This window comes from Myxococcales bacterium, assembly GCA_016716835.1.
GTDB lineage: Bacteria > Myxococcota_A > Polyangia > Haliangiales > Haliangiaceae > JADJUW01.
In genome coordinates, this window is sequence record JADJUW010000001.1 from 326764 (window position 1) to 350484 (window position 23721).

The window sequence follows — 23721 nt, forward strand, 5'->3', positions numbered from 1 at the left end:
TTTAGGTGCTAACGCCCGGGTTGGTACCGGACGTCGTCGACATGGCGGTCATCCATTGCGCAATCGACGCGGGCCGAGCCGCGACGTCGCGCGCCAGCGCCTGCATGATGATGTCGCCGTAAAACGGGTCGTTGGGCGCCTCGATCGGCAATTCCATGGTCGCGTGGCTAATCAGCTCGCGCGGGCGGCCGCCAAACAAGCGCGCCCGGTTCACCGCCTCCACCACACGATGCCGAGCGCAAATATATCCGTCGCCGGCGACACGACGTCGCCTATGATTTGCTCTGGCGCCAAGTAGCCCGGCGTGCCGCGGTCGTTGGCGCGCTGACCAATTGGCGTCGCCACGCCCAGGTCGCACAAGACGGCGCCTTGCTGGCCAACGATAATATTGGTTGGGCTAACGTCGCAGTGCACCATGCCATGCGCGTGCAGATGTGCCAGGGCGGCGCCAATATCAACCACGATGGCGCTCAGCTCGACCGGGGAGAGCGGCTCGTCGCCGGCGAGTCGTACGGCGAGCGTTGGTGCCGGGATAAATTCGGTGGTCAGCCACGGCATGCTGCCGACCTTGCCGGTGTCGAGAAATTTCACCAGGTGAGGGTGGGGCGGCGTGCCTTGCAGCAGCGCGCATTCGCTGGCAAAGAGCTCGACCAAGTCCGCGGTGCGCTTGCCGTTGCGGGTCAGCCGCTTGAGCGCCACCGGTGGGCTGGCGCCCGGCGCGGCGGTGGCCGACTCCGCGAGCACGACCTCGGTCCACGTGCCGCCGCCGAGATGGCGCCCGATGCGCCAATTGCCAAACGTCTCCCGGCTTGCTTCCATAACGGCGTTGGCATAGTACCATGCCGCCATGGATTTAGCCCTCAGCTCCGACCAAGACGCTCTTATCGAAACCGCGCGCGAGTTTACCCGGCGCAATATCACACCCGACGCCGGGCACTTTGACGAATCCGGCGAGTTTCCGCGCGGGATCTTGAAGAAGGCGTGGGAGACGGGGCTGATGAATATCGAGGTGCCCGAGGCCTACGGAGGCCTTGGCGGCTCATGCCTCGATCACTGCCTGGTGCTCGAAGAGGTTTCGTACGGCTGCCTCGCGCTTAACACCTCGCTCCCTGCCAACATGCTTGGCGCCATGCCGGTCATTATTGCCGGCAACGATGAGCAAAAGAAAAAATACCTATCCCGGCTGACCAGCGACGCCGCCTTTGCCGCGTACTGCTGTTCCGAGCCCGACGCCGGCAGCGACGTCGCGGGCCTGTCGACCAAGGTGACGCGCCATGGCGACGACTATGTGATCAACGGCCAGAAGCGCTGGATCACCAATGGCGGCGTCGCCAATTTTTATACCGTGCTCGCCACCTTCGATAAGAGCCAAAAGCACAAGGGCATCGCGGCGTTCATCGTCGATGCCGATGCGCCAGGCGTCAAAGCCGGCCGCAAAGAAAACAAGATGGGGCAGCGAGCGTCGAACACCTGCGACGTGATCTTTGAAGACGTCAAGATTCACAAGAGCCAGCTCCTTGGCGCCGAAGAGGCCGGCTTTAAGATCGCGATGAAGACCTTTGACCGCTCGCGGCCGTGGATCGCCGCAAGCGCCGCCGGCGTCATTCGCCGCGCGCTCGACGAAAGCGCCGCGTACGCCAAGGAGCGCAAGACCTTCGGCGTGCCCATCGCGCAGCACCAGGCCATCCAATTCATGATCGCCGAGATGGCGATTGCGTATGAGACCACGCGCCTGCTCACCCACAAGGCCGCCTGGCTCGTCGACAAGGGCGACCTCACCGCCATCACCTCGGCCTACGCCAAGGCCTACGGCGCCGACGCCGCCATGCGCGTCACCACCGACGCCGTGCAAATCTTCGGCGGCTACGGCTACACCAAAGAATACCCCGTCGAAAAACTCATGCGCGACGCCAAGCTCCTGCAAATCTACGAGGGCACCTCGCAAATCCAACGCATCGTCATCGCCCGCAACATTCTCGGCCGCTAGGGGTCACTCCACTACCCGAAAAGTCATTCGATTCCAGCCAGTTGGTACCCGTGCTGCGTAATTACCGTTTGCACGCCCACCAGACCCGACGCACGACCACAAGCTTCGTTTCATCGGTGCGGTAGTACGCGGCGCGCGACCACATGCTTCATTTCATCGCTTTCGTGCCCCGTCCCAAACAACTCGCGGCTGGCTGCTGGTACTGGGCGCGCATCCCGGCGTTGCTCGTCGGTCAGTTGGAACCACCAACCTCCCTCCTCGCGCCTTGGTCTGCGCACCCAGCCCTTCGCATCCAACCGCGAAACGTTTGGGGCGGCGCACGAGCTGCTCGCGCTGCTCACGACGCCTTGCGCTCAGGACGGCCTGATGGGCCAAATGAACGAAGCCAACGTGCCTTCGCGAAACGCTCTGAAACGAACATGTGCCGCGCACCGCTTGGTGGTCCATCTCTTCGCCCGTTCCTCACGACTAACCATGCGCCGGCCGCGGCCCATTGGCGGCCGGCGGTCCGGCGCGACACGAGAATCTGCAAACCCATAGAAACATTGAACCGCGCCATTTAGCAGGCCAATTGGGCTGATATCATTTGCAAATGTCGGATCTACAGATGAACGCGCGTGGGACACGGCTGCGCTGCCTTTGGGCAGCCACGGCGGCAACGGTCGCGATAGGGTTGTTTGCCTGTCGCGCCTCCACACCGCCGGGACGCGTTAGCACCACCAGCGCGCCCGCGGAGTCCCCTGCGACCGAGCAAGCGAGCGCCCACGTACCGACGGATCGCGAACACGTGATGGCCGAGGCGGGCGTCGTCGTGCGCTACGCAAGCTCGGAGTGGACGCCGGTTCCAGGGGCGCCTGCCCCAGGAACATCTTTGAAACACGCGGTCCAGCTTGGGGTTTCGGTGGATATCGGCATCATTTCTGGCTCCTTGGGCGTAACGCCCAACTTGCTTATGGTGCTCGGCAAGGCAAACCTGACCAAACGCTACGGCAGCACCTTTATCCTGCATGAAGAAGGAACGCGCTCTGTTGGCAGTATCGACTCCACTTATATGGAAGTGTCTGGCACAGCGGATGGAGCAAGCCAACGTTGGCGCAGTCAGGTCTTTGTCCATGGCGATAACCTCATTGTGATGACGTTTACCGCACCAGCCGACCATGCTTCGCTCGGCACGCTTGAGCGAACCTTACTCGGCGCGATGGAATTGCGTACGCCGGCCAAGGCGCCGACGTTTCTTCTGGATGAGAGTCTCAAGCCGCCGACCGAGGTTACGGTCACCGCGGCGTCGGCCAAGCTAACCTATGACGCTGCCGCGAAACAGGTGACGGTACAAGCGCGCATGAGCTTTCGCCATGATGTGACAACGGAGAGTTTGGCCTCGCTGCAGCTCGCGCTGCCTGGCCCGGTGCGGCTGGTCGGGGTGACACTCGATGGCGCGGCGGTGGCAGACGCCGCATGGGTCGATAGCACGCTGACGGTGCCACTATCCACGCCCATGGCGGTTGGGGCGCGCGCGGACCTGACGATTAACTATGTGCTCGAGTTGGCAGGGATGCCCGAGCCGTCTTTTTTTGCCGCAGCGGCGCTTGATGAGGCCTTTCTAAACTACGACTGGTTTCCTAAGCTTGGCAAGCATGCCGTCTACGGCGCCCATCCTTCCGCGCCTGGGCTTACGCTAGAACTTGTCGCGCCGGCGGGTTGGCAGGCCGTAGCGCCAGGCGTCATACGGGGCGCTTTGATTGAACTTGGTGCCCCAGCTGCCATTGCGCCTTTGGTTGCCTTTGGCAATTACCGGCGCCTCGATTTCACGTTCTCTAAGCGGCCCGTGCACGTCTACTTGCTGCCGGATGATGCGCCCGATCACGCCGAGGCGCTGGCGCGCCTTTTTGGCGAAGGCTATACGCTATTTGAGAAGTGGTTTGGCGACTTGCGGCCCCGTGGCGCTAAAGATGCGTTTCCGGTTCGCTTGGTGTCATCGCACTTCCCCGCCATTCGCGGCTTTCCTTATCTTATTTTCGCTGGAAAGAAAGCGGGAGTGTTTGCGCATGCCCTCGACGCCGCGCGCGAAATCGATCCTTCGAATACCACCACCACCGGCTTGATGCTGCACGAAATGTCGCACTCCTGGTGGGGCAATGCGCGGCCGTTCTCGTTGCCTGGCGCGCTTTTTCAGGCAGAGGCGTTGGCGAATTATTCGGCGCTGCTTGCGGTGAGGGAGTTGCGTGGCGATGAGGCCTATCGCGCCATGCTCGCGCATTTGCGCGCGGGCTACGGCGGCATCGTTGCGGCCAAGGGCGACGTCTCGCTCTTAAACGACGACGCGGGACCTTCCGGCGCACCCATCGCCTATACCAAGGGGGCCCTGATGCTAGCGCGCCTGCAGCAAGACTTCCCGAGGCTAGACCTTAAGCGCGTGCTGCGCACGTACGCGGCGTCCAAGCGCGAGGATGCCATAGCCGTGTTGCTCGAGCTGCTCGCCGCGGGCACGAAAAAAACACCCGAGGCCCTCAAGATCGAGTACTTCGAATTGCTCGACAATCCCGCGCTGCTGGCGCCGTAGCCGGTTCGGATCCGCGGCTCACTAATAGGCCAGCGGTACGGCGCGACATGGCTAGCCGGAATCAAAGCACACCTTAATACGGCAGCCCGATTCAATGAAGCGGGCCCGTTTGGCAGCGGCCTATTCCAGCCCGCTCATCCACGAGTACTTGGGCTTGGTTTCAAAATGGTGCGTCGAGCGGATGTTGCGCACGGTGCCGGATTTGGAGCGCATGACCACCGATTCGGTGCGCGCGCCGCCTCCAAAGAACGTCACGCCTTCGAGCAAAAAGCCTTGGGTGACGCCGGTGGCGGCAAACATCACGTGGCCCTGCGCCAGCTCGTCGATCGTGTAGATGTGGTCTTCTGGCTTCACACCCATCGCGTAGGCGCGCTGGCGCTCGGCCTCGCTGCGAAATTTCAGGCGGCCTTGCAGTTCGCCGCCCAGGCAGCGCAGCGCCGCCGCGGAAATAACACCTTCAGGTGCGCCGCCGGTGCCAAATAAAATATCAACGCCCGAGTCGTCCTTGCACGTAAGCAACGACGCCGAGACGTCGCCGTCAGAAATCAGGCGAATGCGCGCGCCGGCCTGCCGCACCTCGGCGATGAGGTCGCGATGGCGGTCGCGATCTAAGATTACCGCGGTGACGTCTTCGATCTTTTTGTTTTTCGCCGCCGCCAGCCGCGTTAAATTCCACGTCGCCGATTCGCGCAAGTCGATGACGCCGCGCGCCTCGGGGCCGACCGCAATCTTTTCCATGTAGGTATCCGGCGCATTAAGAAACTGCCCGTCGTCGGCAATCGCAATCACCGCCAAGGCATCCGGCGAGCCCGTGGCGCATAGGTTGGTGCCTTCCAGGGGATCGACGGCGATGTCGACCCGGGGCGATTGCGCGTCGCCGCTGCCGCCGCCGGCCCAACCTTTGCCAACTTGCTCGCCGATATAAAGCATTGGCGCCTCGTCGCGCTCGCCTTCGCCAATCACTACCGTGCCGCGGATATCAATATGGTCAAACGCGCGCCGCATGGCCTCGACCGCCAAATGGTCCGCGCCATCGCGATCGCCGCGGCCCATTACCCGCGCGCAGGCCATCGCCGCGGCCTCGGTGATGCGTACAAATTCCAAGGCGAGGTTGCGGTCGTCCATGGCGGCACTACATCACTTGCACGTCGGCGACGCAAGCCCGCAGCAGCTCGGCAAACACCGGCGGCAACGCCTTGGGGCGCCCGTTGCTGCCGATGCACGCATGCGTCGTGTGGCCCGTGGCCAGCAGCACCTCGTCGCGCCGAACTTCGTACGAGAACGTCAGCGAGGCACCGCGCAACTTTGAAATGTGGGTGTCGATCGCCAGCACGTCCTCGAAGTGCGCCGGCCGCTTGTAATTGCAATGCGATTCCACCACCGGCAGCGCGACGTCCATCGCCACCAAGTCGCGATAGCTCTTGCCCAGCGCGCGCAAATACTCGGCCCGCGCCGCCTCAAAAAAACGGTAGTAATTGGCGTAATAAACGATGCCCATCTGATCGGTGTCGCCAAAAATTACGCGATGCAGGTAGCGCATGGCAGCACCGTAGCCCAAATGTGCCGCGCGGTCATGTGGCAGCCAGCCCGCGCGGTGTGCTACCAGAGGCCATGAGCGAAATTTCTTGGGTGCACGCGCGTGAGGTGCTTGATTCTCGTGGCAATCCAACGGTTGAGGCCGAGGTAGCGCTGGCCAGCGGCGATGTCGGCCGCGCCATCGTGCCGTCGGGCGCCTCGACCGGCAAACATGAGGCGCTCGAGCTGCGCGACGGCGATGCCAAACGCTATCTCGGCAAGGGCACGACCAAGGCGGTTGCCCATATCACCGACAAGCTCGCGCCCGCCATCATCGGCATGGACGGCGCCGATCAGGCCGCCCTCGACGCTCGCCTCATTGAACTCGACGGGACCAAGCTCAAGAGCAAGCTCGGGGCCAACGCCATCCTTGCCGTGTCGATGGCCGCGGCGCGCGCGGCCGCCAGCCTGCATGGCCTGCCGCTATATCGCTACCTCGGAGGCGTTGGCGCGGTGACGCTGCCGGTGCCGCTGATGAACATCATCAACGGCGGCGCGCACGCCAACAACAACCTCGACATTCAAGAGTTCATGGTCGTGCCCGCGGGCTTTGACCGCTTTGAAGACGCGCTGCGCGCTGGAACTGAAATCTTTCATCACCTCAAAAAGCTGCTGCACGCCGCGGGCAAGTCGACCAGCGTCGGCGACGAGGGTGGCTTTGCGCCCTCCATGAAGAGCGGTGACGAGGCGCTCGCCACCATCATGGAGGCCATCGCTAAGGCCGGTTACAAAGCCGGCAAAGAGATCTTCCTTGCGCTCGACGTCGCGGCGACTGAATTCTACGACGCCAAGAAAAAAATCTACAAGTATGAGGGCAAGGCGCGCCGTGCCGCCGACCTCATTGCGATGTACGCGGCTTGGGTAAAAAAATACCCCTTGGTGTCCATCGAAGACGGCCTCGCCGAAGACGACTGGGCAGGGTGGCAGGCCCTCACCGACAAGCTGGGCGGCAGCGTGCAACTAGTCGGCGACGATCTCTTCGTCACTCAAACCGAGCGTCTGCGCCAAGGCATTACCAAGGGCATTGCCAACGCCATCTTGGTTAAGGTGAACCAGGTCGGCACGCTGAGCGAAACCCTGGATGCCGTCCGCACGGCGCAACACGCCGGTTATCGCGCCATTATCTCGCACCGCTCTGGCGAGAGCGAAGATGCCTTTATCGCGGATCTAGCGGTGGCGACCAATGCCGGCCAGATCAAGACCGGCTCGGCATCGCGTTCGGACCGCATCGCCAAGTACAACCAACTCTTGCGCATTGCGGACCAACTCGGCGGGCAGGGCCGTTTCGCCGGCCTCGCGGCCTTTCGCCTTGGCGCCGCCAGACGGCTGTAGACCTCGCGCCTCACTGGCGGGTGGGGCGAGCCAAGCCTGTTAGCACAAATTCCACAAACGTGATCCGAGTCATATTCACCGCGCGCGACTTGCGGTGAATTGACCTTGACCTCGGTGTGCACCGCTTATAGGGTCCGCCAATTGCCAACCGTCCTTTGCTAAATCTAATTAGGAGCCTACTCATGAAACGAATCGCCTTAGCCTTTATGCTCGCAACCGCCATGGGTTGCAGCGGGTCTGAAGACCCAGTCGTTCCCCCGCCGCCTCCGCCAACGGGCGAGTGCAATCTCGACACGCAATCCGGCTGCGCGGAAGGCGAAAAGTGCACCTGGATTCGCCAAACCGTTGGCGAAGAGCCGGTGGGCCTCAAGGGTTGCGTTGCCGAAGGCACCGCGGCCACCGGCGACGCCTGCGTTTGGGGCGTCGCGGGTTCAACCACGGGGTTTGACAATTGTGCCGCGGGCCTTATCTGCTCATCGTCGTCGGCCGTCGACCAAGCCGAAGGCACGTGCACCGAAATTTGTTCGCTCGACGGCGTCTCGCTGGCATGCCCAACCGGCTTTGCGTGCTCGCGCTACCATGGCTACTTCGCCAACGGCACCGAGCCTGCCGCGCACGGCCAGTGCAACCCGTCGTGCGATCCGATGACCAACAAGTCCTACAATGCCGAAACCGGCGAATTTGATATCGCAAACTGCGGTGGCGACGTTTACCCAGACGTCTATCCGCCGGAGCATGAAAATGCAGGCGACCCGGTGCCCGAAGCCGGACTCCCATATGAATCGTGCGTGACCAGCTGGGCGCGCGAAGGCGGCCCGGCATCGCAGGCGTCATGCGCGAGCAACATCAATCCGTTGTATGGTCACCGCGAACCAGCGGCTCTGCCAGCCGAAGACCGCTTCCTCAATAGCTGCCCTCCCGGCACGCACATTTTTGGCCGCGGCGAAGCGACCGAAGACGCGACCTGTATCGCGCTGTGCACGCCGGCTGACACCTTTGTCGGTAATGTGGCGCAAGCGCGCGGCATCGCGCCTAATTCATGTGACGACCCGCTGCCTTGGGCGGTAGCCGAAATCGGTCGCGCCGCCAACGATTCGCTGGCCGGGTGCCGTTACGGGTGGTGGCTGTTCGAGCGCGGTGAGAATCAGGGGCTCAGCGACCTGTCAAACACCGTCGGCGGTTGCTTTGATGCGAGCAAGTACTTGCTCTCTGACGAAGTTACGCCCGTACCGACCTGCGAAACCCTTACGGACACGCCCGTCGAAGGCAGCAACCCAGAGGCAATGCGCTACGGTTGCATGGCGTTTCCAGCTGCCGAAAAAGTCGATGCCAGCAAGATCATGCGGGTTGGCTCGCGTGCGCCTGCTGTTCAAGCGGATGTTGCCGCCACCTCGGTTCGCTAGCAGCGCCGTCCGTTCGACGGCGCCCCGCTACTAACCGCGGGACAGCACAAGCCACCTTCGCGGGTGGCTTTTTTGTTTGGCCGCCACCGTGCGGGCGCAGTGATGATGCTAAGACGGTCGTGTGAGCAAGCCCACAGCCAAGCCACCTGGGCCAACTGGGCCGACTGCGCCGCATGGCCATGTGGCGCAGGGGGGCCTGCAGGTCGCGCTCGTCGACCACGAGCGCACGGCGCGCACCGGCTTTCCCGAGGTGGTGCTCGGGCAATGGAAGCGCCCCGAAGACATCGTCGCGATCCTGCGCGAAATGGCGACGCGCGGCCCAGCCGTGGCGACTCGGGTTAACGCCGAGCAAGCCGCGCACATCGCGCAGGCGTGGCCGGCATGCACGTATCATGAGGTCGCACGCGTCGTCGTGGCGCCGTCATCTTTTGCTGCCCCGACCATCGACGGCGTCGTTGTTGCGGTGGTCGCGGCCGGCACCAGCGATCTGCCGGTCGCCGAAGAGGCCGCCGTCGTCGCCGCCGCGATGGGGCTTTCGGTGATCCGCTGTTTCGACGTCGGGGTCGCCGGCATTTCGCGCTTATTCGCGGCGCTGCCGCAGCTTGCGCAGGCCGACATCATCATCGCGGTCGCCGGCATGGAAGGCGCGTTGCCCTCGGTGCTCGCGGGGTTGGTCGCGGCGCCGATGATCGCGCTGCCCACCAGCGTCGGCTATGGCGTTGGCGCCGAGGGGCTTGCGGCGCTGACGGGCATGCTTAGCTCGTGCGCACCGGGGCTAACCGTGGTCAACATCGACAACGGGTTTGGCGCGGCGCTCGCCGCCGGGCGGATGGCGCGCATGCTGGCGGCGGCGAGGGCCGGAAAATGACACTCGTCGGGCAGCATCTGCATTTTGATTGCGCCAGCGGTATCGCCGGCGACATGACGCTCGCGGCGATGCTCGATCTCGGCGTGCCGCGTGAGCTCATCGACGCCGCGTTTGCCGCCGTTGGCCTCGGCTCAAAGCGGCTACGCGCGACGAAGATCACCAAGCATGCCATGGCGGCGATGCAGGTCGATATCGATGTCGAGGTGCCGCTCGGCAAGGGCTGGGCGTTGGTCGGCGCGCCAACATCCGCAGGCCACGGCCACGGCGGCCCGGCGCAGCAGCCAAACGCGGACCACGAGCATCACGCCTATGCCGCGATTGCGGCCCGCCTACGCGGCTCGACGCTGACAGCCGAGGTAAAAACGCGGGCGCTCGACATGTTTGACCGCATCGCGCGCGCCGAGGCGAAGTTGCACGGCGTGGCGATCGACCACGTGGCGTTTCACGAGGTCGGCGCGATCGATTCCATTGCGGATGTCGTCGGCGCCGCGACGGCGCTCGCCTATCTTGCACCCGCCTCGGTGTCGTGTGCGGTTGTCGCGATGGGCTTTGGCCAGGTCACCTGCGCGCATGGCGTGCTACCCGTGCCCTCGCCGGCGGCGCTCGAAATCTTGCGCGAGTGCGGCGGCATCATGAGCGACGGCGGCGTGGCGCGCGAGCTTTGCACGCCGACGGGGGCCGCGATCTTGGCGCACGCCGTGACGCAGGGGACGCCATGTCCACCCGTGCGGCCACTCGCGATGGGGTGGGGCGCGGGCCACGCCGATTTGGCGGACCGCGCCAACGTGGTGCGCGTGGTCGTTGGCGCCCGCGCCGAGCTCGCCGCCGCCGCGACCACCGCAGCATCTTCCGGCGAACCACAACTTTGGCAGATCGAGTGCAACCTCGACGACATGAACCCCCAGTGGTTGCCAGACGTCGTGGCGGGGAGCCTGGCGCTGGGCGCGCTCGATGCATGGAGCAGCGCGGTCACCATGAAAAAGGGGCGGCCGGCGTTTGTCCTCAGCGCGCTGGTGCCCGACGACGCGCGCGCGGCGGTCACCTCCATGTGGCTGCGCGAAACAACCACGCTCGGCGTGCGCCACTGGCCGATCGCGCGCACCATCTTGGATCGCCGCATGATCGAGGTGCAAACGGCCTGGGGTCCGGTGGGGGTCAAGGTTGCCTACCAAGGTGGCGTCGCGCTCAAGGCGATGCCCGAGCACGAGGATTGCGCGCGCCTTGCCGCGGCCGCGGGCGTCGCAACCAAGCAGGTCTACGAGGCCGCGCTTGCGGCGTATCTACGGCTAGGACCCTAGGGTTGTGCCCCCCAGCCGATTGCGTTAGCTTGCTTGCGGGACCCTAGTCGTCGTGAACAGCAATATCGCAATCGTCGGTGGCAAGGCGCCCGAGCAAACGGCGCTACGCGAACTATTTGCCCTCGCCGGCATCGAGACCAGGCCGGCGCCTGTGCTCAACCTCGACCGCGTGGTCCCCGACGTGCTCGTGATCACCGGCGTCGAAGCGCTCGATGTGCTGGCGGAGGCGCGGCAAACCGTCCACCTCGTCAACGTGCCGATTCTCGCCTGCGTGCCGATGTTTCCCAGCAGCACCGGCGACGAGGCGCTGGCTGGGGGCGCGACGGACGTCCTGCTCTTGCCCGCGTCCGCGGCGGTGGCAGGCGCGCGCCTGCGCAACCTTCTTGCGCTGGGGCAGCAAGCGGCGCAGCGGGCGTTGTCGGCAGGCGAGCTCGCGGGCAACTCGGCACCTGATGCCATGCTGCTCGCGCTGCAGGCCGCGGGTCCCGATCCGTGGCGAGACGCGCTCCGGGTCGTGTGCGAGGCGACCGGCTTTGATCGCGCGTCCATCGTCGCTCATGTCGAAGGCTCGGAGTTTGCCTATGTGGTCGCGGCCTCCGACGAGGGCACGCAGAAATTTGCGCTTTCGATGCGCGACTATCCCGAGTTTGAGCGCGCCTTTGCGCAGCGGCAGCCGGTTTGGATCGACGACGTGCGCACCGAGCCGCTGATGCAGCGCGTGCTCACGCAATTGCCCGAGGGCCGCGTGCGCAGCGTGGCGGTGATGCCGGCCATCTTTGGCGGGCGCATGCTTGGCGTGCTGGCGCTGCGTGGGCGCACGCCAGGCCTTGGGCGCTTGCCGCAAAAGCGCGCCGATCTCGAATGGCTCGCCGGCGTGGTCGCGACGTATTTGCAATTTGGCCCCGTCGTGCACGCGCTGCGCGACGAGACCCATCGCCTGTCGCGCGCGCACTATGAGGCCGAGCGGCGGTTGCACGGCATCGACTCCTTGCGACGCCACTTCGAGGCCGGCTCCGATGGCGTGCTCATTCTCGATGAAGAGGCGCGCATCCTTTATGTCAATCGCGCGGCGGAGTCGCTCACCGGCTTTGCCCGCGACGGCTTGCTCGGCGGCCACCTCGTCGATTTGGTGGTGCCCGCGCACCGCGATCGCGTTGCCGGCGCCGTGTCACAGGTGATGCGGCAACAAAACGTCCAGCCCTTTGATCTGGACGTCGTTACCACCGGGGCGCATCCCGTGACGGTCTCGGTGACAACTTCGACCGCGCTGGCGCAAAGCGGTGCCGCCGTCCTGACGTTTCGCGACGTCACGGTCAAGCGCGCCCTCGAGCGCGAACTGAAATCGACCAAGGATTTCCTCGAGCGCCTGATAAATTCCACGGTCGACGCCATCATCGTGGCCGACGTAGAGGGCAAGGTGTTTCTGTTTAACCGCGGCGCCGAGCGCCTGCTTGGTTATGCGGCCGACGAGGTGGTCGGCCACGCGCACCTGGCGCAGTTTTATCGCGACGACGTGCTGGCCCATCTTGTGCGCATGCTGCGCTCGACGTCGCATGGCGGCCTCGGGCGGCTCGAGCCGACCAGGCGCGAGGTCAAGACGAAGCAAGGCGAGCTGCGGCCTATCAGCATGACCGCGGCCATGGTGTATGAACAGGGCGAGGAGGTCGCCACGGTTTTTATCCTGACCGATCTGAGCGAGCGCATTCGCATCGAGCACAAGCTGCTCGCCGCGCAGCAGCAGCTCGCGCAAAGCGAGAAGCATGCCCTGGTGGCGCAGCTGGCCGGCACCGCCGCGCACGAGCTCAATCAACCGCTGACCGCCGTGCTTGGTTATGCCGAGCTGCTGCGCCGCCAGGTGACGCTGTCGCCGCAAGGCGAGAAGTCCCTTGGTACCATCATCAGCGAGGCCGAGCGCATGGCCGATATCGTGCGCAAGATCGGGCGTCTCACCAAATTCGAGACCAAGGCCTATGTTGGCAACACGACGATCGTCGATCTCGACGCCTCGAGCCGTGCCGAAACGCCGCCGCCGCTGGTAGGGGTGTCTTCGGCGGGGCTGACACAGGATGATGGCGCGGTGACCGACGTCTTCGATGAAGAGCTGCACACGCAAGAATTTTTCGCGGCGCGGGGGGCGGCGTTTTCCTCCGACGAATTGCCCCCGCCGGCCTCGCCGCCAAAGGATGAGCCACCCACGTCATGAAGGAGCTGCTCACCGCTCTCGCCGCGGCGCAACAGGTGGCCGACGTAGCGCCCGAAATTCGGCGCCTTTGCGTGAGCCTTTGCGGCGCGGACGCGATCGCCTTACGGTTGTTTGATGTGCGAGACGATCGCCAGGTGCGTTGGCTTGCGGTGCTGGGGGCCCTGCGCGCCGACGTGCCGACGCGCCGCATGGCGATCGAGCGGGATGCGTTTGCGCACGCGGATATCAGCGATGTGTGGCGCGTTACCTCAAGCGTGATCGAGGTGCCGCATTGGGAATCGCCCTTTGCCAGCGCCACCAGCGGCCTAACCGTGGTCCTGGGCGCCGCGGGCGAGCTGTGCGGCGCGCTCGATGTCGGGTTTGCGCAGCATCCGGGTGAGGCGACGCTCGCCGCCAGGCGCGCGCAGCTTGCGCCGCTCGCGGCGGCGTTGGCCATCGGCCTGCGCGCCGAGCGCTTGCGGCGTGATCTCGCCGGCGCGCGGGACTACCAGGCGCAATTAATTGATAGCGCCAATGCCTTTATCCTAGGCATCGAGCGCGGCTGGCAGGTGCATGTCGCCAATACGGCCTTGCTCAGCGCGCTGGGCCTGTCACGCGGTGAGCTCATTGGCCGCGACGTGCGCGACTTTTTGCCGGTCGCCGACCGGCCGCGGCTCGTCGAGCTGCTGAGGGGGGCCTTTGCCGGTCACGCCAGCACGGGCGTCGCGGTCACGCTTTTGCCGCGGCATGGCGCCAAGCTCGAAACCGTTTGGAACTACGCGCCGATCTCCGCGATCGGCGACGACGTCCGCTCGGTGGTCGCGATTGGCCAGGATATTTCGCAGCTCGCCAGCATCAAGGAGCGCCTGGTGCGGCAGGAGCGCTTGGCAACCATCGGCCAACTCACCGCCGGCGTGGTCCATGAACTAAATAATCCTTTGACCTCGATCACCGTGTACGCCGAGCATGTGCGCAAGCAGGCGGAGCGCTTTTTGGCGCTTGGCGAGGCCGACGTCGACAAGCTGCGGCGCGTCGAGGAGAGCGCGCAGCGCATCTTGCGGCTATGCCGCGACCTGGTTGAGTTTTCGCGGCCGCTACCAAAAAATTTCGAGGTTACAGATCTGCGCGCGTGCGTCGGCAAGGCCTTGTCATATTGCGAGCATGAGCTCGAGCAGCAGCAGACGAGCCTGCGCTTTGATGATGGCGGCCAGCCCGCGTATGCCGAGGTCGTCGCGCCACAGCTCGAACAGGTGGTGATCAACCTGGTGTCCAACGCAATTGCGGCCATGGCAGGGCTTGAGGCAAGGCATCGCGTGCTGCACGTGCGCGTGTTGCAGCGGCAAGACGAGGTGGGCATCTTGGTGGCGGATGCGGGGCCGGGCATTGCAGGTGGCGACGTGCTGCGGCTCTTTGAACCCTTCTTTACGACCAAGCGCGCCGGGCAGGGCACGGGCCTGGGGCTTTCGATCGTGAAAAATATCGTCGATTCGCATCGCGGTCGTATTGATGTCCGTGATTCGGACTTGGGGGGCGCGGCGTTTGTGGTGTGGCTGCCGGCCGTCTTGCCGCAGCCCGAGCCCGCGTAGATCTCGGCGCCCGCCGCCCGCAGATTGGCGTAGATTTCCCAGATCGATGCTGCTACAAAGAAATTGCCTCCTTGGCGCCACGCATGAAGATCGATCAAGTCCTGGAACATTTAGAACGCGCAGCAGCCTCGCTCGCGGTGGCCGTCACCTACGAGCCACTGCAATCGGCGACGGGGTTTGGCGGCCTTTGTCGCGTGCGCGGCGAGTACCGCGTGATCATCGATAAGCGTGCGACGACCTCTGAACGCGTCACCACCTTGGCCAAGGCGCTTTCACGAATGGGTACGGAGCAGCTGGCGTTGCCCGCCGAGGTGCGCGACGTCATCGGAAGCGTTGGTGCGCGTGCCAGCCGGCAAGCGTCGTAGCGGCCGGCCGCTGGGCATCGCTTGCCTCGGGCTCGCGTTGGCCTTCGGCTCGCTTGCGGGCGGCGGTGGCGGTTGCAAAAGGGCGTCCGACCTACGGGTTGAAAAGCGCGAGGCCGTCGTCTTGGGCACCAAGCTCGCGGTGCGCACCGCGCCGCTCGGGGTCACCGGTGAAGGCGCCGCCGCCACGTTCGCCTTGGTGACCGCTAGCAATCAGGGCGATGTGCCGCTCGTGGTCGTGCTTGACGGCCAATTGCTCGACGCAGGAGGCGCCGTCGTGGGTAACTTGAGGCCCGATGAATTGCGCGTGCCCGCCCGCGGGCAGCGCGTGTTTGCCTTGGTCGACGATGCGCTGGCCGCACGCCCATCCGCGACGACGGCGCGCGCGACGGTGCGCCGCGCCTTCGTCGACGAGGAGCCGCCGCCCATGAGCCTCACCGAGGCGCATGCCTACGTCGATAACGATCGCGTCGTGCTCGCCGCCAACCTGGTCAACCACATCGCCAAGCCCGCCCACGTGGTCGTCATTGCGGCCTATCTCGATCGCGACGCCTCGCCGCTGACGCGGCCGTTTTTGGTGATGACGATTGGCGCGCAGGCGACGCTGCCGGTGCGCATGGTCGGCCCGGTCGGTTCCACCAGTGGCATGCTCTACCTCGGCGAAATTCTCTACTGATAAAGCGCCAGCGTAAGGCCCCGACGTTGCCCACGCCGCCGACTACGCCGTCGAGCACTCTCTAAGGCTTGTCGCCTAGGCGCGCGACTAGCTGCTGCAAATAAGCATCGGACTCGGTGAGCTCGAGCATTAGGGCCTTCATTTCGGCGCGGCTAGCGCCCTGGACGTGCGCAGGCATCACGGCCTCAACCAGCGCGTCGATGGCGCTGCCGCGATCGATGCGACCATTATCAAAATCCGCCGTGATTTGATCGATAACGTCGGTGCCGTGCGTCGCCGATGCGGGCGCAAGCGCCGCGGCCTGAGCCGTGGGCGACACCTCGGTCGCCTCGGCGACGTGGTCCACACCATCGACGCCCGCGGTGGCCTCAACGGCGGCGGAACCGCCGGCGCCACCCACCGGGGAAATCGGGCCGTCGCCGCCACCAATGGTCATGGCTGTCCGCCCTTCATGGGCGCGACCATACCGCAACCTTGCAAACCTGTCCTGATGCGCATTGGGCTTCTTCTACGCACGCCCCGGGTTGGATCTGCTGCCGCGGCGAATTGGCGTAGCCATGCGCCGGCCCTAAGACCTTGAAATTGCCGTTCTTGTGTTAGGGTCGCGGCGGTGAGTAGCGCTGACGACATCGTCCTGGCCGTGGATGTTAGCAAAAGTTACGGCTCGGGCGCCGGCAAAACGCCCGTGCTGCATGCGGTGTCGCTGCAGGTGCGCAAAGGCGAATTTCTCGCCATGGTCGGGCAATCCGGCTCAGGTAAATCGACCCTGCTCAACATTATCGGTGGCCTCGATACACCCGATAGCGGGCAGGTCACGGTGCTCGGCGTCGATCTCGTTCGCGGTGGCGACGCCGCGTGCGCCAAGCTGCGCAACGGCCCCATCGGCTTTGTCTTTCAATCCTTTAATCTGCTCGACCATCTAAGCTGCCTCGAAAACGTCACGGTGGGGGCGCTGTTTGGCGCGGCGAAACGCACCGCCGAGGTCACCGAGCGCGGCATGGAAGTGCTGCGGCGGGTCGGCCTGACGGACTATGCGAAGCGGCGGCCAAGCGAGCTCTCGGGCGGACAGAAACAACGCGTCGCGATTGCCCGCGCCCTCTATGGCCGGCCGCAGCTGCTCTTGTGCGACGAGCCCACCGGCAATCTCGATTCCAAAACCGGCAGCGAAATCATCGAGTTGTTTCGCGACATCAATCGCAATGACGGCGTGACCCTTATGATCGTAACTCACGAAAAACGCGTCTCCAGCGTAGCCACCCGGCTGCTCACCCTGCACAAGGGTGCGTTGGTCGAAAACCAATCTGACGATGGCCTCGACGGAGGCGCCGCCTAATGCGCGCCGGTACCCTCGCGCGCGTCGTCCTCGCGGGCGCCTTTCGCTCGCCCAAAGAGTTTGCGCTGTCGTCGCTTGGCATCGTCGTCGGCATCGCGGCATTCGTCTTGTTCGTCGCGCTGGCGCTCGGCGTGCGCAAGGTCATTGTCAAGGTCTTTCCGCTCGAGCAGGTCGAGGTCGCCGCGCCGCTGACGACGTTTGTGGGCAAGAACACGAGCAAGCAGATCGGCGACGAGGTGGTCGCGAGTATTCGCGCCAGGCCAGAGGTGGCGTGGGCGTTGCCGCGCATGGCGGTAGGGTTTCCCGCAGGCGTCACCGGCTCGTTTGGCAGCGCGCAGCTCCCGGGCTTTCCAATGATCGCCGATGGCATCGATCCAAGCTTTCTGGCCGATGACAAAGATCTTGCCGATTTGTTTCGCGACTGGGAGACCCCCGAGCACATTGGGCCCGCCTGCGTCCCGCCAGGCCCAGATGCGCCGGCGTCGCGCAATCCGTGTCCCAATCCCGAGCGGCAATATTGCGATCCGACCGACCAGATGTGTCACTACCGGGTGCCGGGCGTGCTGTCACAGACGGTGCTCGAGCTCTACAACACCATCGCCAATTCCAACGGCCTGCCGGTCATCGGCTCGGCCGAGCGCCTCGCGCTGCGTTCGCAACTTGGACGGGCGCGCTTCGTGGTGTGGCTGGGGACGTCGGTCGTCGGCGGCAACAACGTGCAGGTCGGCTCGCGGCAGCGCTATGTCGAGGGCATGGTGATCGGCATCAGCCCCAAGGCGATGCAGCTAGGCGCCACGGTGCCCATTCAATACGTCCAGCGGTGGAATCGTGAGTTTCTCAACGAACAGGCGGGCTCCACGTATTCATCGGTCATGGTCAGCCTCAAATCGCGCGAGCAGGTCGCGCCCTTTGCGCAATGGGTCGATGATGGCCTGGGGCTGCGCCTGGTCGATTCGCTGGGCAAGGATTTCGCGACGGCGGTGTTTCTCATCGGCGCGCTCTTCGTGGCGATTTCCGTGATCATCCTCAGCATCGCGGCGATCAACATCTCGCACAGCTTGTTCTTGCAGGTCAGCGAACGGCGGCGCGAGCTTGGCTTATATCGCGCGCTCGGTGCCAAACGCCTCGACGTTAGGCTGATGATCTTGGGTGAGGCAGGGCTGCTCGGCTTCGTCGGCGGTGGCGTCGGCGTCGCGGCGGCGCGTGGTCTGGGCTGGCTTGGCGATTGGGCCGCCCGCTCGTTTTTGCCGAATTTTCCGCACAAGCCGGATTCGTTCTTCGCATTTGAGCCGTGGATCTTCGCCCTCGGCCTTGGCATCGCGGTCGTCTTTTGCGTCGTCGGTGGCTTCTTGCCGGCCCGCGCGGCGAGCAAGCTCGCCCCCGCAGTCGCATTGTCGCAGCCGTAGCCGCCCGCCAGGCCCCGGGAGACGAAAGTTTGGGTTAAACCGCCTGCCAGAGTGGTGCGTATAAGAAGTAGCGCCCGCCAAAGGTCTAGTGTACGGTCACTATACCCAACACTATCGCGTAGATACGTTGGACGGGAGTGAGAAAGGGCCTCTGTGAAAAAGCCGATACCGTTCGGGAAATACACGTTGTTAGAACGCATCAACGTTGGCGGTATGGCTGAGGTCTTTCGCGCCAAGGCGTTTGGCGTCGAGGGCTTTGAGCGGCTGGTCGCGGTCAAGCGCATCCTGCCGGCGATTGCCGAGGACAAAGAGTTCATCCGCATGTTCATCGACGAGGCCAAGCTCGCGGTGCAGCTCAATCACGCCAATATTGCGCAGATTTTTGATCTTGGGGTGGTCGATAACAGCCACTACATCGCGCTCGAGCACGTGCACGGCCGCGATCTGCGCGCGATTTTTGATCGCAACCGCGCCGACCGCGAGCAGATGTCGGTGGCCGAGGCGTGCTTTATTTTGATGAAGGTGTGCGAGGGCCTCGACTACGCGCACAACAAGCGCGACCAATCTGGCCGCGAGCTGGGGTTGGTGCACCGCGACGTCAGCCCGCAAAACGTGCTGGTGTCGTTTGAGGGCGAGATCAAGCTGGTCGAGTTTGGCATCGCCAAGGCGGTCGGGCAGCAGAGCAGCAAGACCCAGGCCGGCATCCTCAAAGGCAAATTCGGCTACATGTCGCCGGAGCAGGTGCGCGGCCTGAGCGTCGATCGGCGCTCGGACGTATTTTCGTGCGGCATCGTGCTCTACGAGCTGCTCACTAATGAACGCCTGTTTGTCGGGGAGACCGATTTCGCGACGCTGGAAAAAGTGCGCAACGTCGAGATTCTGCCGCCGACGACCTACAATCCAAAAATACCCGAGCAGCTCGAGCGCATCATCCTCAAGGCGCTGACGCTGCGGCCCGAAGACCGTTATCAAAACGCGATCGATCTGCACGACGAGCTGCAGGCCTTTGTCTATACGTCGGGGGAGTTCTACTCGCGCAAAGATTTGGCGTCGTGGATGAAGCGCACGTTCTCCAAGGAGATCGCGGAAGAAAGCGCACGCCTCGAAGAGTACCGGCAGATCCGTTCCCCCGACGACGTGCCGAGCGCGCGGGCGCCGCGGCAATCCTCGTCGCCGCCGCCGTTGCCGCCGCGCGCGCAAACGTCGAGCACCAAGCCGCCACCACCCCCGGCGAGTCGGCGCATGACCACGCCATCGGTGCTCTACGATGGCGGCAAGACGTCGATCGATCGCCCGAACCCGGGCATGCCGGACCGCCTCGATGACACCAATCGCGACGCCGAATTGCTGGCACAGGGAGCCCTGGCGGCCGCCGAGCCAGCACGCAAGCCACGCGGCGCAGGTCTCGCGTGGGACGATGAAGAGCTCGAAACGCAGATCTACGATACCCCCGACGCGCAAATGCCTGCCAGGCGCAGCGGCAGGGCGTCGGAACGCCCGAGCACGCGTGCGGGAACGGCGAGCTCGCCACCGCCCCGAGCGTCGCGAACGAGCGGATCGCACGCGACCAGCGATTTGCCAATTCTTTCGTCGGCCTCGCCAGATGCTCAGCCAACGCTGATGGCGCTCGCAGATGCGAGCCCAACGCCGAGCGAATTGCCGACCGCGCGCGCCCGCGAGACCAGGCCGCCGCGCCCCAGCGCGAGCTCGTTGCCGCTGCCAGGCGTCGGCGCGCACGTCGACTTGTCGGCGAGCAGCCATGCCGCGCGCACCTCCGGACGCATTTCAGCGGCGATCCCAATTGGCACCGCCGTGGCGCCCGCCGCGCAGGCAAGCAAGTCGGGCAGCGAGCGCTGGCAGTGGTATGCCCTAGCGGTTGCGGTTTCCTTGTCCGTTGTGGTGTTGCTGCTGTGGTTCAATCGCGCGCGGCCTCAGCTTGCCGCGGAGACCTCGGGGTTTGACCTCTACGTCACCCCGGCGACGGGCGTGAAATGGAAGCTCGATGGCGTCGAGCAAAGTCCAGTCGAGCAGGGCGCGCAAGTGCGCAAGCTCAGCGTCGGGACGCACCAACTTTCGATCGAAGCGCCGGCTGGCTACATGCACCACAGCCAGGAGGTGCAGATTGCCGCAGGCGCCATCGCGCGCGTCGATGTCGTGCTGCGACCGGTGGCGGTCGAGGTCGCGTTTGAGAGCACCCCGCCGGGTGCAACCGTCGAACTGATCGTCGACGGCGTGAAGACGACGCTGGGCCAGACGCCGGTGAAAAAGGCCCTGGATCCGCAAAAACAGGTTGAGGTGGTCTATTCGCTAGAGGGCTATGCGTCGGCAACCATGCCGCTTGCCTTTGGCAGCGAGCCCACTCAGACGGCGCGAGCGCAGTTGCAAAAAACGATCGCCGCGCCGCCGGTCGTCGCGATCCGGCCCGAGGTGGTGCGCCCCGTGCCCCAACCCGTGGTGCCCACGCGCCCGCCGCCTGCCGTGACGCCACCGGCGGTGACCCCGCCCGTAACGCGGCCGGCGGTGACGCCGCCGACCACCAGGCCGCCTGTGGTCACGCCGCCGACGCCGGCTGCTGATGGCATTCTCAAGCTGAGCTCCAAACCGCCGTGCGATATCTACATCAATGGCAAGAACACCGGCTTGCGTACGCCGCAACCCGAGCTCAAGTTGCCGCCGGGCACCCATCGCATCACGCTCATCAGCAACGAGTTTGAAATCAAGGATGTCTTTAGCGTCACCATCGTTAGCGGCAAGACCGATCGCGTGGTGAAGGATTATTCAGCCAAGCTGACGCCGTAAGGCCGCGCCTAGGTGAAACAGGCGGCGAGCTGCTCGATGTCCGCGCTGGCGAGCGACCCACGAAAAAGCTTGGGTAGCTCCATGATGGGCACCTTGAACGCCGCGGCGATCGCGGCGAGATATTCATCGTTGATGTGGCGGCGCGCGGTGAGCAGCTCGGCCTGGCGCGCAAGCGGCGCGGTGGCGGGGACGTTTGCTAAGGCCGGCAACAAGGCCTCGGCCCCGGCGTCTACGCTAGGGTAGATTTGGTTGGCAACGATTTGCGCGACCTCGATGCCGAGCTCACCCCGCAGCCTCGCGGCAAGTTCCGTCGCCTCGCGAAACGGCATCTCTTCGGCGAGGGTGACAATCACCGCGGCGCAACGGGCCGGGTCGGCCAACAGCGCCATGATGGTGCGTGCGTCGCGCCTAAGCGGGCCTTCGGGCACGGTGGTGGAGATGACCTTGGGCACGCCCAGAAGTGACAGGCTGTGACCCGAGGCCGGCAGATCCATCACCACGGTGTCCCACACCGGCCGCCCGCCTTTTTGCTCGGTGGTGTGAAACCACGCCTTGCCGAGCAAGGCGTATTCGTCCAGGCCCGGGATGGCGCGCAAGAAACCTTGCGACAGGCGGTTTTCAAACACGAGTTCGTAGACTTTTTGAAAGCGCAGCGTCATCAGCGCGTATTCGCGAATCGCCGTGGCGGGGCTTGGGTTGACGCCAAACAGGCGGTCGCGCAGCGGCGCGATCTGGGGACCTATCGGCGGCCGATCGAAGTAGGCGCCCATGCGGTCGGTGGCATGAGCCTGGTACAAGAGCGTCTTGCGACCGGCGCGGGCGCAGGCCAAGCCTAGGCTCGCGGCAACGGTGGTTCTGCCGACGCCGCCCTTGCCAAGCACAAGTATGAGACGACGGTCGAGCAGCGGCACAACGAGACGTGTATAGCAGACTTCGCGCGGATTGCTTATTCGCCAGCGGGCTTCGTCGACTGCCCGGCCGTGCTCGTGCTTCGCTTAGGCACCGGGGCATCGACGCCTGAGGTGATGTCGATCGCCTGATCGTCCTCGCCGCTGGCGGCACCGATTTCGATCGCGATGGGCACCACCTCGCCGTGGAGCTCGAGGCGATAGACGCTGTTGTCGGTCTCGACGTAGAGCATGGTGCCGCCGGCCTCGCGCAACACGCGCTTGACGGGCGTTGTGATCATGCGATGGCCATGCGGATCGCGAAAGATCACCATGCCTCGTCCAACCTGGGGCAGATTTACCAGATATCCGGTGTAGACGCGGCTGCTCGTCGAAGACGGAGGGCCGCTGCCCTGGGTTTTTTCAGAGCCGTGCTCTCTTATCTTTCGCGCGGTCACGCTGAGCATGCTCACTCATTTGATAGTACGCTCCCGCTTCGGCGGCGTCATCCATTTTTGCCGCGAGCTGCCCTGGGATGCCCATGCGCGATGAAGACGACGAGGTCGCACGTATCTACGCGAAAATGCGGGATCTTTTTGCGCAGCAGCGCGACGAAATAGTGGGCGTTGCGCGGCTTGGATTGACGCTTACGCAGCTAAGCGTACCGACGCCTACCTTGCCACCGGCAGCACACACCGGGCTCTATGCAATTGGCGAGCGCGAGCTGGTGTTAGTCGATGTCGGCGCGTGGTCGTCTCACGTGGAGCGGGCGGTCGCCGAATTATTGCGCGCGCGCGGCGCGGGCGCGCGCATCGTCGGCGTGCTCGCGACGCATCATCACGGCGATCATGTGGGCGGCATGCGGCAGGCCGCCGCCCACTGGCAAGTGCCTGTGCTCGCGCATCCCGCGACGCTGGCGCGGCTGGTCAATTGCCCGCGCGCGCTTGAGCTCGGTGAGGGGCCGCTGCCGCTGGTCGATGACGCGTGGCAGGTTATGCATACGCCCGGCCACGCCGACGGGCATGTCTGCCTCGATGCGCCCGCGCAGCAGGTCACCATCGTTGGCGACATGGTGGCGGGCATCGGGTCGATCTTAATCGATCCAAGCGATGGTGATCTGACGGCCTACCTCGCTTCGCTGCGCACCCTGCATGCGCTTGGTGCCCGGCGCCTGCTGCCCGCGCACGGCCCCGTGATCGACGACGGCCCTGCCAAGCTCACCGCGTATATCGAACACCGGCTCGCCCGCGAGGCGCTGGCGTTGGACGCCCTGCGCGTCGTGGCTGGGCCGGGCGGGGCCGATCTTGCGGCGTTGATGCCTCTTGTATACGCCGACACGCCGACGATGATTTGGCCGCTCGCGGAGCGATCGCTTGCGTCACATCTTAAAAAACTTGTCGCCGAAGGGCGCGCGATCGCGCTGCCCAATTCACGCTGGATGTTGGCGGCGTAGTGCGGTAACCACAG

General features: G+C 64.7%; 21 protein-coding genes. 14 read left to right on the forward strand and 7 right to left on the reverse strand.

All coding sequences use genetic code 11. From position 1 onward, the window contains the following. Position 1 precedes the first annotated feature (1 nt). Both IPL79_01365 and IPL79_01370 read right to left on the reverse strand, forming a co-directional pair. Positions 2 to 214: a hypothetical protein gene (locus tag IPL79_01365; GenBank protein ID MBK9069648.1), complete on the reverse strand. Its 213-nt coding sequence runs from the start codon at positions 212 to 214 to the stop codon at positions 2 to 4. Next, the gene (locus IPL79_01370) at positions 211 to 849 is read right to left on the reverse strand and encodes a serine/threonine protein kinase (GenBank protein MBK9069649.1); all 639 of its coding nucleotides are present in this window, start codon (positions 847 to 849) and stop codon (positions 211 to 213) included. The genes IPL79_01365 and IPL79_01370 overlap by 4 nt, the downstream gene beginning before the upstream one ends. On the opposite strand from IPL79_01370, the gene IPL79_01375 reads away from it, so the two are divergent. Beyond that, entirely contained in the window at positions 848 to 1987 is a 1140-nt protein-coding gene (locus IPL79_01375) for an acyl-CoA dehydrogenase family protein (GenBank protein ID MBK9069650.1), read from the forward strand. The two genes, IPL79_01370 and IPL79_01375, sit on opposite strands and share 2 nt — an antisense overlap. Positions 1988 to 2579: 592 nt before the next feature. Beyond that, positions 2580 to 4547 carry a hypothetical protein gene (locus IPL79_01380; GenBank protein MBK9069651.1) on the forward strand — a complete coding sequence of 656 codons (1968 nt, stop codon included), beginning with the start codon at positions 2580 to 2582 and terminating at the stop codon, positions 4545 to 4547. Between the two features lie 120 nt (positions 4548 to 4667). On the opposite strand, the gene glpX is transcribed toward IPL79_01380, so the two are convergent. Both glpX and IPL79_01390 read right to left on the reverse strand, forming a co-directional pair. Continuing rightward, on the reverse strand, positions 4668 to 5672 hold the full coding sequence (glpX, locus tag IPL79_01385) for a class II fructose-bisphosphatase (protein ID MBK9069652.1): 1005 nt from the start codon (positions 5670 to 5672) through the stop codon (positions 4668 to 4670). Between the two features lie 7 nt (positions 5673 to 5679). Then, positions 5680 to 6087 (reverse strand): acyl-CoA thioesterase, encoded by a 408-nt coding sequence (locus IPL79_01390; GenBank protein ID MBK9069653.1) that lies wholly within the window; start codon positions 6085 to 6087, stop codon positions 5680 to 5682. A 71-nt stretch (positions 6088 to 6158) separates the two neighbouring features. Here IPL79_01390 and eno point away from each other — a divergent pair, with 71 nt between their 5' ends. From eno to IPL79_01430, 8 genes are all read left to right on the forward strand, one after another. Next, the gene (gene eno / locus IPL79_01395) at positions 6159 to 7454 is read left to right on the forward strand and encodes a phosphopyruvate hydratase (protein MBK9069654.1); all 1296 of its coding nucleotides are present in this window, start codon (positions 6159 to 6161) and stop codon (positions 7452 to 7454) included. Between the two features lie 182 nt (positions 7455 to 7636). Continuing rightward, positions 7637 to 8857: a hypothetical protein gene (locus IPL79_01400; GenBank protein ID MBK9069655.1), complete on the forward strand. Its 1221-nt coding sequence runs from the start codon at positions 7637 to 7639 to the stop codon at positions 8855 to 8857. A gap of 121 nt (positions 8858 to 8978) precedes the next feature. After that, positions 8979 to 9725 (forward strand): nickel pincer cofactor biosynthesis protein LarB, encoded by a 747-nt coding sequence (gene larB / locus IPL79_01405; GenBank protein ID MBK9069656.1) that lies wholly within the window; start codon positions 8979 to 8981, stop codon positions 9723 to 9725. Continuing rightward, positions 9722 to 11023 (forward strand): nickel pincer cofactor biosynthesis protein LarC, encoded by a 1302-nt coding sequence (larC, locus tag IPL79_01410; protein ID MBK9069657.1) that lies wholly within the window; start codon positions 9722 to 9724, stop codon positions 11021 to 11023. Before larB ends, larC begins: the two co-directional genes overlap by 4 nt. A gap of 52 nt (positions 11024 to 11075) precedes the next feature. Then, entirely contained in the window at positions 11076 to 13226 is a 2151-nt protein-coding gene (locus tag IPL79_01415; GenBank protein MBK9069658.1) for a PAS domain S-box protein, read from the forward strand. Beyond that, positions 13223 to 14791 (forward strand): PAS domain S-box protein, encoded by a 1569-nt coding sequence (locus IPL79_01420; GenBank protein ID MBK9069659.1) that lies wholly within the window; start codon positions 13223 to 13225, stop codon positions 14789 to 14791. Before IPL79_01415 ends, IPL79_01420 begins: the two co-directional genes overlap by 4 nt. Positions 14792 to 14874: 83 nt before the next feature. Beyond that, positions 14875 to 15156 (forward strand): hypothetical protein, encoded by a 282-nt coding sequence (locus tag IPL79_01425; GenBank protein ID MBK9069660.1) that lies wholly within the window; start codon positions 14875 to 14877, stop codon positions 15154 to 15156. Then, positions 15134 to 15829: a hypothetical protein gene (locus tag IPL79_01430; GenBank protein MBK9069661.1), complete on the forward strand. Its 696-nt coding sequence runs from the start codon at positions 15134 to 15136 to the stop codon at positions 15827 to 15829. The genes IPL79_01425 and IPL79_01430 overlap by 23 nt, the downstream gene beginning before the upstream one ends. Positions 15830 to 15890: 61 nt before the next feature. Here IPL79_01430 and IPL79_01435 read toward each other — a convergent pair whose 3' ends face one another. Then, positions 15891 to 16265, reverse strand: coding sequence for a hypothetical protein (locus IPL79_01435; GenBank protein ID MBK9069662.1), 375 nt, complete (start codon positions 16263 to 16265; stop codon positions 15891 to 15893). A gap of 192 nt (positions 16266 to 16457) precedes the next feature. On the opposite strand from IPL79_01435, the gene IPL79_01440 reads away from it, so the two are divergent. From IPL79_01440 to IPL79_01450, 3 genes are all read left to right on the forward strand, one after another. After that, entirely contained in the window at positions 16458 to 17162 is a 705-nt protein-coding gene (locus IPL79_01440; GenBank protein MBK9069663.1) for an ABC transporter ATP-binding protein, read from the forward strand. Then, complete coding sequence (locus IPL79_01445; protein MBK9069664.1) at positions 17162 to 18568, forward strand: ABC transporter permease; 1407 nt, start codon at positions 17162 to 17164, stop codon at positions 18566 to 18568. Before IPL79_01440 ends, IPL79_01445 begins: the two co-directional genes overlap by 1 nt. 153 nt (positions 18569 to 18721) lie before the next feature. Further along, positions 18722 to 21367, forward strand: a complete 2646-nt coding sequence (locus IPL79_01450; protein ID MBK9069665.1) for a protein kinase — start codon at positions 18722 to 18724, stop codon at positions 21365 to 21367. Positions 21368 to 21375: 8 nt separating this feature from the next. Here the strand turns inward: IPL79_01450 and IPL79_01455 are convergent, their stop codons facing one another. Together IPL79_01455 and IPL79_01460 are read right to left on the reverse strand one after the other, a co-directional pair. Beyond that, positions 21376 to 22278: an ArsA family ATPase gene (locus IPL79_01455; protein ID MBK9069666.1), complete on the reverse strand. Its 903-nt coding sequence runs from the start codon at positions 22276 to 22278 to the stop codon at positions 21376 to 21378. 35 nt (positions 22279 to 22313) lie between these two features. Next, positions 22314 to 22727 carry a hypothetical protein gene (locus IPL79_01460; protein MBK9069667.1) on the reverse strand — a complete coding sequence of 138 codons (414 nt, stop codon included), beginning with the start codon at positions 22725 to 22727 and terminating at the stop codon, positions 22314 to 22316. A gap of 110 nt (positions 22728 to 22837) precedes the next feature. On the opposite strand from IPL79_01460, the gene IPL79_01465 reads away from it, so the two are divergent. Beyond that, positions 22838 to 23707, forward strand: a complete 870-nt coding sequence (locus tag IPL79_01465; GenBank protein MBK9069668.1) for an MBL fold metallo-hydrolase — start codon at positions 22838 to 22840, stop codon at positions 23705 to 23707. Positions 23708 to 23721: the final 14 nt, after the last annotated feature.

Excerpts from the sequence above, each read along its gene's own strand:
- IPL79_01375 (MBK9069650.1), top strand. The coding sequence starts at position 848 with ATGGATTTAGCCCTCAGCTCCGACCAAGACGCTCTTATCGAAACCGCG.
- IPL79_01370 (MBK9069649.1), bottom strand. The coding sequence starts at position 849 with ATGGCGGCATGGTACTATGCCAACGCCGTTATGGAAGCAAGCCGGGAG.
- IPL79_01380 (MBK9069651.1), top strand. The coding sequence starts at position 2,580 with ATGTCGGATCTACAGATGAACGCGCGTGGGACACGGCTGCGCTGCCTT.
- glpX (MBK9069652.1), bottom strand. The coding sequence starts at position 5,672 with ATGGACGACCGCAACCTCGCCTTGGAATTTGTACGCATCACCGAGGCC.
- IPL79_01390 (MBK9069653.1), bottom strand. The coding sequence starts at position 6,087 with ATGCGCTACCTGCATCGCGTAATTTTTGGCGACACCGATCAGATGGGC.
- eno (MBK9069654.1), top strand. The coding sequence starts at position 6,159 with ATGAGCGAAATTTCTTGGGTGCACGCGCGTGAGGTGCTTGATTCTCGT.
- IPL79_01400 (MBK9069655.1), top strand. The coding sequence starts at position 7,637 with ATGAAACGAATCGCCTTAGCCTTTATGCTCGCAACCGCCATGGGTTGC.
- larC (MBK9069657.1), top strand. The coding sequence starts at position 9,722 with ATGACACTCGTCGGGCAGCATCTGCATTTTGATTGCGCCAGCGGTATC.
- IPL79_01420 (MBK9069659.1), top strand. The coding sequence starts at position 13,223 with ATGAAGGAGCTGCTCACCGCTCTCGCCGCGGCGCAACAGGTGGCCGAC.
- IPL79_01425 (MBK9069660.1), top strand. The coding sequence starts at position 14,875 with ATGAAGATCGATCAAGTCCTGGAACATTTAGAACGCGCAGCAGCCTCG.
- IPL79_01435 (MBK9069662.1), bottom strand. The coding sequence starts at position 16,265 with ATGACCATTGGTGGCGGCGACGGCCCGATTTCCCCGGTGGGTGGCGCC.
- IPL79_01445 (MBK9069664.1), top strand. The coding sequence starts at position 17,162 with ATGCGCGCCGGTACCCTCGCGCGCGTCGTCCTCGCGGGCGCCTTTCGC.
- IPL79_01465 (MBK9069668.1), top strand. The coding sequence starts at position 22,838 with ATGCGGGATCTTTTTGCGCAGCAGCGCGACGAAATAGTGGGCGTTGCG.